The sequence below is a fragment of the Acidobacteriota bacterium genome, assembly GCA_009861545.1.
In the GTDB taxonomy this organism is placed as follows: Bacteria; Acidobacteriota; Vicinamibacteria; order Vicinamibacterales; family UBA8438; genus WTFV01.
In genome coordinates this window covers 36,384-43,466 of the sequence record VXME01000053.1, presented here as the reverse complement: position 1 = coordinate 43,466, position 7,083 = coordinate 36,384, and the positions used below count along the sequence as shown (strand labels likewise).

Here is a 7,083-nt window from a genome sequence, read left to right as displayed (position 1 = left end):
CAACGCCGTCACGATGACCGCTGCGGTCGGAACCACCGTCGCCGCCAACCCGAGCACGATGCTCCATTCTTCCATTGACCTTGCTCCACCCCTCACGAAACAATGCCTACCGAATGGGCGATCCCTCGAACGGAAACCAGATCCGTAGCTGCAACCAAGGCTCTCCAAGAACGGGGGCAGCCGATCTCGTTGACCTCTGGTAGGGCGACATGTCGAAGCCCAGGTCGTCGAAGTAGAGCGAACGGTTCGGTATAGCGGTCAGAATCGCTGCCCGGTCCGATTCGGACAATCGCTCGGCACGATACCGGACGGCAAACCACGCAGAAATGCTCTCTGCGACGTCTTCGCGGTCCGGGTTGGCGCGGGCGTAATCCGAGATGAAGACGCTGTCCGCTTCCTGCGCCGTGCGCCATCCCGAAGCGCTCGCATGGTCAAGGTCCAGCGCCACGTGCCCCGCTTCGTGGAACAGGACCTCTTCGAGAAACCCATCGCGCGTGTACTCCACCCCTTGGCCGGTGTGGATGATTATTCCCCCGTGCCAACTGCCGCCAATAGCGGCCCTGAACAATTCCGTCCCGGCGTTGATCGTGACATAGACCAATTCCGACATGAGAGCGACCGGCAAGCGCCCAATTGCCGGCGCGTACGCGTCGACTTCCGCCCGCGCCGCGTCGACGCTGCCAAACTCCGGATTGACCTGGAACTCCAGCGTGCCACCGGAGTAGCGCATCTCGAACAGATAGACGTCGCGCGGAATCCACTCTTCAACGCGCGCATCAAAGATCGTCCGAGCGTCGCGCCCGGTGTACGTTACATCTCGAAGCGACGTCGGATCCGCAGGCCCGAGAAGATCCGGCGTGATGAAAACCGTCCCTTGGTACGGCGGGTTCCCAGTATGCTCAAGGACGAAGTCAAGGGTGCGATCCTTATCCATCGTCACCTCGGTCGTCTCTGATGCTTTGTAGTGCGTCGCGCCGACACTGACCGTGACTGCGCCCGAGAGATTGCGAACCTCGTACCGCCCGTCGGAACCGGTTGTTGCCGCAGTGCCGGGAGGAGTGGCCCGCACCGTCGCGCCAGCAAGTACGGGGCCGTTCATCCGCCCGTCGCTCACGGTGCCGGACAGCGTGAATCCAGACTCCTCGACGGTCACGGGCGGAACGGTCGTCGGGGTCGGGCCGGCAGGCACCGAAGGCTCGTCACCGCACGCGCTGGTAAACGTCGTGGCGAGCGCTACGGCGGCAAAGTTGCCGACGACCCACTTCGTGCCGCTGGTCATCCTCGGAGTATAGCTCGCCTGGGTCCCCCACTTGACTGGAACGGACTGGGCCAGTGCATCAGGGCGAGCCGGGCGGGCCGCGCATTGCTCGCCGCCAGACTCCGACGCGCTGGAACCGACGTGGCCGACGTCCAGGACGTCCATGGACACACTCGGCCCGAAACGACCATGATCTACGCGTTGCCCGACCTTGCGAAGGACCGCGCCGCGGTCGAACGGCTGCGCCGCAACGATGCCACCGGGACCCCGTCCCCTGGCTGGCAGGCCCGTTTGGCTGGCACGGGCGGCTGGCGGAGCGAGGTGGCATCTCCGTAAGATACTGTTGGTGAATGAGTTGTAGTCGGATACGCTAACGTGATACCGGACTGGGAGGCCGGCGCCTACAGCCCGCTGACCAACATGATGTACATGCCGCTGCGCAACGTCTGCGCGAACATGCGGGCGGAGGGTCCGGACAGCACGTCGATCTACGCGATCCAGTGGCGGGCGCGCATCGCGCCCGGGACCGATCAGGTGGGCTCCGTGCATGCCATCTCGGCCGAGACCGGGGTCTCCGCCTGGGTCCACGAGCAGCGCGCGGCGACCATGTCGCTGGTCGCGACCGGCGGCGGGTTGGTCTTCGGGGGCGACGTCAACGGGCGCTTCCGCGCGTTCGACGACACCACGGGGGAGATCCTCTGGGAGATCAACCTCGGCTCGCCGGTCTCCGGCTTCCCGATCACCTATGCCGTCGACGGCCGGCAGTACGTGGCGGTCAGCACCGGCACGGCGCGCTTCATCAACCTGACCCCGGAGCTGCATCCGAGCGACGGAAACAACCTGTTCGTGTTCGCACTGCCCGAGTAGGCTGCAGGGAGAGTTGCATGGAACGCGCGGCAAGGAGGTTCGAAGAACGGCCAGCGGGATGCAAGCAGCCGCTCACTGAATGGAGCCGCCATGATGAAACGTCGAAGAGCCGTCATCATCCGTGCCTCCGTCTCGATCATTGCCCTTGTCACGCTGCTTCTGGGCTGTGACAGCCCATTCGGACCAAGCGAAACCGAGCTCGAGTACAGACTCGACGACGTCGCCATGCTGAGCGAGGGCGGCGTGGAACTCACTATCAGCTACGAAACGTTCTCACGGGGATTCGACGGCAGGCTGACCAACACGACGAACGCTCCCGTCGCCGCCAGGGTGGTAGTCCGACTGTCGAATGGAAGGACGTACGACAGTGTGTTCGACGTTGTCCCTGGCGAGGTGCATTTCATACACATTGCCACGTCTTTCGACCGCTTCACCAGTTGGACTGTCAGCCTCTCGGTTTGATCGAGGGGGCGAACCCCGAGAGCCACCGAGACGTCCAAGAACCATGCGTCCAGCGTGATGTCGAAGCTCCGTGCCTCCATGTCGGTCGAGGAGTTCGACGACGGCTACTTCTATGCCGCGGATCTCAAGGCATTTGCGCGTCAGCTCGGCATCCCTGTCGGCCGACGGCGCAAGCTGGAGCTTGAGTCGCTCATCCGTGGCGTTCTTCGAACGGGGATGGTTCCGCTTGCCAAACCCGTGCCCGATCGACGGTCCGGCGAAGAGCGCGACAGGCTGGCTGCCGACACGATCGTCCAGACCTACGTCGACGACCGGAGAACGAAGGCCTTCCTGCGAGACCTCGTCCACGCGTGCTCCCCGTCGCTGAGAGACAAGTCAGGCCAGTGGTACTGGCTCAACGAATTGCGCCGCACGCAACTTCAGGCAGGCCGGCGCATCACCTACGCGGATCTCGGCAATCGATTACTGGAGCTTATGCGCTCGGAGGGCCGCTTGCCGCGGATCCCCGCCGCTCGGTTCAACAATTTCGTGACGGATTTCAAGGCGGACCCGGCTAACAGGGGCAAAGGCCGGGCCAACGCCGTGGCGGCTTGGGAGCGCATCAAGTCCGTTCCGGGACCGAAGACCTACGAGGCCTACGCGGCTCTTGAGTCCGGTCGACGCAAGGTGGGCGGTTCCGAGTAGCGGAAGACCGTCACTGTCGCTACGGTTCCGCCCCGTCACGACCGCTGGCGATGCGCCCGCAGCGGCGACAAGCTGGACGTGGGAGCAACTCCAGAACTCCGGTTGGACGAACGCGGCGGTCCGCGGATCTAGGCCTGGTGATTGGATATCGCCAGACGCCGCATCAAGTCGTCGATGATTCTCCACCACTCCGGGCGAGTTACCTCGACGATCTTCATGTCGCCGATGGACACGCTGCAGATGATCACGTCGACATCCAGAGTACGCAGCAGCGCGAGACTTCGGGCCAGGTCTCGGCGGTTCCCCCCGTCTTGAGAAACCACGAGGGTGGCCCACTCTCCGTGGTCCAGGTAGAGAGTGTCGCCTGGGAACAGGTACGTCCGTCCGTGCGGCGAGCGGTAGCGATAGCACACGCTGTTGTCCGTGTGGCCGGGCGTGTGGATCACTTCGACACCACCGGCGTGAAGCTCCCTGTCGGGCGAATCGAAGTACACGTCCGCGGGCATCGTGTTGGCAAGATACGGCTCCATGCCGGCGTGACAGCACAACTTCGAATCGAAGCGCTCCGCGACGCCCGGCAGCCCGTCGCCGACTTCGTGGCAATGGCTCAGGTAGTGGTGGGTGATCCCGCCAAGGTCGGCGACCGCTGCGAAATCACCGGAGCTTCGCGGGTTGTAGAACAGGGCATTGCCGACAGGTCGGTCGAGCAGGTACGCATGCACGGTCAGCGTGGAGAACTGCTTCTGTTGGGCCGTCTGCCACAGGTCCGGATAGAGTCGTCTCATGGCTGGCTCGCGTCCAGGTGGAAACGGGACATCGGTGTGATCCTCCGATCCTCGACGGCGCCACGCCGACCGTATCTGTTGATCGATTACGCTGTCAGGCTAACAGACGCTCATCGCCGAGCAACCCGAAATCGAGCGAATGACCGAACGCGAATCCCGTCCCGGAACATCGGGTGCCGTTGTCGGATGCGGCCGTGGGCGTGCTGGAGGACATTACGCGAGAGCAAGGAATCGCCGAATCGTCTGATGCGGCGGTTCGATGGTCGGCGCGCCCGCCAGAGGCGGAACGCGATGGCATGATCGAGCCGGCGCGCCCTCGCTCGGCGTCCCGATGATGTGAGAATGACCCCATGACCGGACGGCGAGTCGCGAGCATCGACGCCCTCCGGGGGCTCGTCATGCTGCTCATGCTGGTGGACCACGTGCGCGAGACGGTCTATCTGCACGCGCAGGTCGGCGATCCGGTGGACGTCACGACAACTCCGGCTGGGCTCTTCTTCACCCGTTCGCTGAGCCACATCTGCGCGCCGGTGTTCATCGCCCTGACCGGAATCGGCGCCTGGTTCCACGGCGCGACCCACACGCGGCGGGAGACCTCGGTGTTCCTGCTCGAGCGCGGCGCGTTCCTCGTGCTGCTCGAGATCACCGTCGTGGGGTTCGCCTGGACGGCGGAGTTTCCTCCCTCGAGGTTCTTCCTGCAGGTGATCTGGTGCATCGGCATCTGCATGATCGCGCTCGCGGGACTGCTGCACCTGAGCCGTGGCTGGCAGCTCGCGGTGGGGCTGCTGCTGGTTGCGGGGCATCACCTGCTCGACGGCATCGTCCTGACCGGCGAGTCCCCGTTTTTCGTTCCCTGGGCCATCCTGCACCAGCGCGACATCATCGAGCTCGGCGCCGGCGTGACCGCGCGAACGAGCTATCCCGTCCTCCCGTGGATCGGGGTCATCGTCCTCGGCCATGCGACGGGGCCGTGGTTCGCCCGCATCCGGGCCGAGGGAACGACGGTGCGCCGCCTCCTGACGCTGGGGGCCGCCCTGCTCGTCGGTTTCGTGGCGCTCCGCTGGCTGAACGTCTACGGCGACGCTCCCCGGTTCGTGAGCCCCGACGCGCTGACGACGCTGATGAGCTTCCTGTCCCTCACCAAGTACCCGCCGTCGCTGCTGTTCCTGCTGGCCACGCTGGGGGCCGGGGCGGTTCTGCTGGCGCTGTTCGAAGCAACCGAGAACCGGCGAATTACCGCGGCGGTCGCGACCTTCGGGGCGGCGCCGATGTTCTTCTACGTCCTCCACCTGTACGTGCTGAAGGCGGGCTACCTGGCCGCCTATGCCCTGTACGGGCCGAATCAGGGCGAGTACCTGAGCGTGCCGAACCTGGGCGTGCTGTGGCTCCTCGCCGCCGCGCTCGCTGTACCGCTGTACTTTCCGACCCGTGGATTCGCCCGCTGGAAGCGGAGGCGCAGGGATCTGGCCTGGCTGCGCTACTTTTGACACGTGCGCGGAGGAACACGGCTTCCGAACTCGCGTTCCAGCACGGCCGCGACGTCGAGCGCGACTTCGTCCTCGCCGGGCCTCGCGACGATCGGCGGGAACGCCGGTGTCGGTCAGTTGCCGCGCCGTGCGCCGGGCCGCGTCGAACGTCGTGGTAATCAGCGCTTTGATGTGCGGCTCGACCGCCTCGATCCGCGCGATGTGCGCGTCGACGACCTCCAGCGGGCTCGCGTGCCCGACGCGGATTCGCCGCGCCAGCTCCGCGGCTCCGAATCTCGTGATTTCGTCCATCGTGAGGACCGCGGGTCGTGGAGGGTGTTCTTCGGGTTGGGGAATGCTGGGTGATGGAGTCCGTGTTCGGCCAGTGCCGGTGCATACGATTATGCTGGAGGTGTGCGGACGCGGTCGCGGGTTTCGCGGCGCACGTGAGCACAGAGCGGGCTGCGACCGGGCGAGCCCGAGTTCGCGTCCGACAGGCGCGCGCAACGATGGCTGACGACCAGACCTTCCGGCTGATCCTCGCCCTCGGGATGGCGGCCTTCCTGCCGGTCGCCCTCTACCACCGGATCCGGTCGCAGGCGAGCCGGGAGAAGCTCGACCGTCGTCAGGAGGGACTGTTCATCCTCCTCACGTTGCGCCCGTGCGGGCTGGCGGCGATGGGCGGCCTCGTGGCTTTCGTCCTCGACCCGGCCTGGATGTCCTGGGCCTCCGTACCGCTGCCCGCCGCGCTGCGCTGGGCCGGCGCGGCGATCGGTCTACCCGCCGTGGCGCTCGGCATCTGGACGTTTCGCAGCCTCGGCCGGAACATCACCGACACCGTCGTCACTCGACGCGAGCACGCGCTGGTAACGAGCGGCCCGTACCGCTACGTCCGCCACCCGTTCTACGTCACCACCGCCCTGGCGTTCGCCGCCAACGCCCTCACCACGGCGAACTGGTTCATCGCGCTGACGGGCTTCGCCGCCCTGGCCCTGCTGGTGATCCGGACCGCGACCGAGGAAGGGAAGCTCGTCGAGCGTTTCGGCGACGACTACCGGCGCTACATGGCGCGGACGGGCCGCTTCTTCCCGCGCCTTCGGTCCGCGCCACCGGCGCCGGAGTAGGCCATCCGGGAACACCGTCTCCCCCGCGGCCGCGAGGCGCGCTACCGCCGCCGGCGATTCTGACCGGAGCTAACCATGATATAGTGATAAACTATGACGGACATGCGGTCGATCGTCGTCTCCGTAATCGGAACGGGAATCGCCACGATCACCGTCGTCGTGAGCTTCGTGGCAATCATCGCCAGCGGGTTGAACGACCGGATCGACGACACGAACGCGAACCTGAACGCCCGGGTCGGCGATGTAAGTGCACGCATCGGTGATGTGAACGCCCGGATTGACGACACGAACGAGCGGATTGACGACACGAACGAGCGGATTGACGACACGAACGAGCGGATCGACGACACGAACGAGCGAATTGACGACACGAACGAGCGGATCGACGAGGTGTTGGCCGAGATCAGGGAACTGCGCGTACTCGTGATCGACGCAAT

At 65.4% G+C, this 7,083-nt stretch carries 8 protein-coding genes; 5 read left to right on the top strand and 3 right to left on the bottom strand.

The features are described from left to right. Positions 1-106: 106 nt before the first annotated feature. A complete protein-coding gene (locus F4X11_08295; protein ID MYN65013.1) occupies positions 107-1,807 on the bottom strand; it encodes a carboxypeptidase regulatory-like domain-containing protein in 1,701 nt (566 codons plus the stop codon). Here F4X11_08295 and F4X11_08290 point away from each other — a divergent pair. The 3 genes from F4X11_08290 (at position 1,679) to F4X11_08280 (ending at position 3,271) form a co-directional block, all read left to right on the top strand. Continuing rightward, positions 1,679-2,125, top strand: coding sequence for a PQQ-binding-like beta-propeller repeat protein (locus tag F4X11_08290; protein MYN65012.1), 447 nt, complete (start codon positions 1,679-1,681; stop codon positions 2,123-2,125). The genes F4X11_08295 and F4X11_08290 overlap by 129 nt on opposite strands. A 90-nt stretch (positions 2,126-2,215) precedes the next feature. Continuing rightward, complete coding sequence (locus tag F4X11_08285; GenBank protein ID MYN65011.1) at positions 2,216-2,587, top strand: hypothetical protein; 372 nt, start codon at positions 2,216-2,218, stop codon at positions 2,585-2,587. Positions 2,588-2,641: 54 nt separating this feature from the next. Further along, positions 2,642-3,271 (top strand): hypothetical protein, encoded by a 630-nt coding sequence (locus F4X11_08280; GenBank protein MYN65010.1) that lies wholly within the window; start codon positions 2,642-2,644, stop codon positions 3,269-3,271. 128 nt (positions 3,272-3,399) lie between these two features. Here F4X11_08280 and F4X11_08275 read toward each other — a convergent pair whose 3' ends face one another. Continuing rightward, positions 3,400-4,056, bottom strand: a complete 657-nt coding sequence (locus tag F4X11_08275; GenBank protein MYN65009.1) for a metallohydrolase — start codon at positions 4,054-4,056, stop codon at positions 3,400-3,402. A 350-nt stretch (positions 4,057-4,406) separates the two neighbouring features. On the opposite strand from F4X11_08275, the gene F4X11_08270 reads away from it, so the two are divergent. Together F4X11_08270 and F4X11_08265 are read left to right on the top strand one after the other, a co-directional pair. After that, positions 4,407-5,543, top strand: a complete 1,137-nt coding sequence (locus F4X11_08270; protein MYN65008.1) for a DUF1624 domain-containing protein — start codon at positions 4,407-4,409, stop codon at positions 5,541-5,543. A gap of 344 nt (positions 5,544-5,887) precedes the next feature. Further along, entirely contained in the window at positions 5,888-6,646 is a 759-nt protein-coding gene (locus F4X11_08265) for an isoprenylcysteine carboxylmethyltransferase family protein (protein ID MYN65007.1), read from the top strand. 41 nt (positions 6,647-6,687) lie between these two features. Here F4X11_08265 and F4X11_08260 read toward each other — a convergent pair whose 3' ends face one another. Further along, entirely contained in the window at positions 6,688-6,996 is a 309-nt protein-coding gene (locus tag F4X11_08260) for a hypothetical protein (GenBank protein MYN65006.1), read from the bottom strand. Positions 6,997-7,083: the final 87 nt, after the last annotated feature.

Coding starts and splice junctions, on each gene's coding strand:
- F4X11_08290 (MYN65012.1), top strand. CDS start 1,679: ATGATGTACATGCCGCTGCGCAACGTCTGCGCGAACATGCGGGCGGAG.
- F4X11_08295 (MYN65013.1), bottom strand. CDS start 1,807: ATGCACGGAGCCCACCTGATCGGTCCCGGGCGCGATGCGCGCCCGCCA.
- F4X11_08285 (MYN65011.1), top strand. CDS start 2,216: ATGATGAAACGTCGAAGAGCCGTCATCATCCGTGCCTCCGTCTCGATC.
- F4X11_08275 (MYN65009.1), bottom strand. CDS start 4,056: ATGAGACGACTCTATCCGGACCTGTGGCAGACGGCCCAACAGAAGCAG.
- F4X11_08270 (MYN65008.1), top strand. CDS start 4,407: ATGACCGGACGGCGAGTCGCGAGCATCGACGCCCTCCGGGGGCTCGTC.
- F4X11_08265 (MYN65007.1), top strand. CDS start 5,888: ATGGAGTCCGTGTTCGGCCAGTGCCGGTGCATACGATTATGCTGGAGG.